At 40.2% G+C, this 2,437-nt stretch carries 2 protein-coding genes; both read right to left on the bottom strand.

Features of this window, described 5'->3' with window-relative positions:
* Positions 1–89 precede the first annotated feature (89 nt).
* Positions 90–644 carry a hypothetical protein gene (locus F6K52_RS35300; RefSeq protein ID WP_293089706.1) on the bottom strand — a complete coding sequence of 185 codons (555 nt, stop codon included), beginning with the start codon at positions 642–644 and terminating at the stop codon, positions 90–92.
* Positions 645–771: 127 nt separating this feature from the next.
* A partial coding sequence (locus F6K52_RS35295; RefSeq protein WP_293089704.1) for a multicopper oxidase domain-containing protein occupies positions 772–2,437 on the bottom strand: 1,666 nt, incomplete at its 5' end.

Below are 2,437 nucleotides of genomic sequence, written 5' to 3'. Positions count from 1 at the left end.
CCCCAATACACAAGAAATTAGGTTTACTAGCGTTAGTAGCCATGTTCAACAAAAATTTATTTTTGCTTATGGTCAATAGTTACTGTAAATCACTTTAAATCAGCACCCACAGCCAGGGAGGTATTAGTAACAGCCACTAAAACATCATTTTCGATTTTACCATTTTCATAGCTCAGGGAGTAATTATGATTGATTTGTTTAAGCTTTTCAATGATGTCATCTTTGACAACTGATTCACCCCAACCTTCTTGTGATAGTAAACGCAGATCATCAATTAGGATGGTATGGTTTTTTATGGGATGATTAGCGATCGCATCAAGTTCCTCGTACAGGGGGCAAGACTTTTTACCCTGATAACCCAGTGTCTCGTGAGCATCTAACCAGAAAGTGATTTGACAGTCTATGGTCTGAATTACCTCTGCTAAACAAGATAATGAGTCTCCTAAGAGGATTTCTACAGTTCCTTGGGCAATTTCTGATTTAAATCGTTGTACCGAGTGCTCGTAAAACTCTTGAGAAACTTCGATACTGTAGATCTTGGTAAACCCTGATTCTAAAGCAGCAGCAATGCCGTGACCCTTATAGGTTCCGGTTTCAACAAATATAGGGTTAAGATATTTGGCTAAATCAAATTGGATTGGCATGTTTTACAAATCATTTTAAACTACTACAGGTGGGCAACTAGTTGCCCACGTTACTGCTAGCTCTGGAGTGAGTAGGTTAATCCTAACAAACAATTTTACCTACCTGTAAAAAAGACGTCTCCGGAGACTATTTATTATCCTCGACTTGGAATTTATCAAACCATTGTTCAAACAAAGCCGGAGGAATATAGCTTTTGGGATTCACTACCTTAATATTCTGCATCATGCCTGAGTCTTCGTGAGCTAGGATATGGCAGTGATAGACGAATACACCAGTAATGAATGGGTTCAAGAAGGGAATACGGACTGTTGTTTCGCTGTTTGCGGGTAAGTTAATTGTGTCCCGATACCCATGTTTTAATGTTTTTAGTGTACAGTGAGACCCTTGACCACCCTTGGGAAGTGTAGCTGGATTACATTCAACTGGGTAGTTATCATAGAAATCACGCTTACCACGATGTTCTACGTAATCGTTAGGCACCGTAACCTCAGTCATTATGAAATCGAGTTGGTGAATATGGAAAGCGTGATCACTTCCGTCTTGATTTACCAGTTTCCAGTCTTGATTAGTGCCTACATTAACGACTTTATTAATCCGGCTACCATCATATAACTCCCCATTCATGGTAAAGACCATGTCCTGATTGGGTGGATTCAGGTAACCCCGATTAAAGATGAATTCGAATTTATCGTCTGGATCCGTTGAACTAGAGACTACGCATGTATCAGTGGCTTCCCCAGAACATTCCACATAGCTAGCTAACGTATTAGGGTTGGGTAGGATTTCCCCTCCTGCTAATTGCCCTAATTTGAGGGACTTGAGGCATTTAAATCCTCCCTCAGTATTACGGCATACTTGAGGGGAAAGTAGTCCTTTGAGTGATTGAGATTTTGAGGCCGCCGGAATTGTTACAGAGGCTAAGTAGCCGTATTTATTATTATTAACATCCAAGCAATCTGGGTTGCCATAGGGCTGGGGTGTGTTATGATCGTCTACCGATATAAGGTCATAGGTTTCTCCTGGTTCACCTCCAAGCACAATTAGCCCAACTCGACCAGCGGGAGGTACCAAAATTGAATCAGTTAATGAAAGATTTGCGAAATAATTTTGGCTAACATCACGACTTAAGATCAAGAATTTTGGTAGACCCAGATCAGAGGAATGGTTGGGATTGCTGCCGGGCTTGACAAATGTTAAGTTGAGGTACTTATCTGCACCAATATTACCGATACGCCAGAACCTGTCCTCAAATGAGTTGATTGTGATTTCAGGATATTTTAAGTCATTAAGAGCCCAAAATTTGGGCTTGTTACTACCAGTACCAAGATAGTCATTAAAATCCTTGAACAACATTATTTTTCCATAGCTATCGGCATCTTCCTCAGTAATATTGATATTTTTAAGCACAGGGAATGCTGTCTGAATACCCTTAACAACAATTCCACCTGACATCCCAGACCTAACCTGGCGATCGCTACTACCGTGCTGATGGGAATGAAACCAGAACAGTCCCTTCTGATGTCCTTCCGGTATGTCAAACATCATGTGATATTCGTTGATGGGAGCAAAATCATTATTCCCTGGAAAATTGCTACCGTTTGAGTCGATATATTGCGATGGTAATTCCTGGTATATATTTTCATACTCTTTAGTCTGCTCATCATAATGATAATTTATTGTTGTCGGTATTACATTAAATTGATCACTAGAACCACTAGGAGTAAAAAGATTATTTTGCATCTCTGGTGTGTTACTAGAGTGAATTGGGACGACCACATCATCAGCACCCAAT

Source organism: Moorena sp. SIO3H5 (assembly GCF_010692395.1).
Classification (GTDB): domain Bacteria; phylum Cyanobacteriota; class Cyanobacteriia; order Cyanobacteriales; family Coleofasciculaceae; genus Moorena.
Note: the sequence above shows the minus strand (reverse complement) of the source record. Positions and strands in the feature narration are given on the sequence as shown.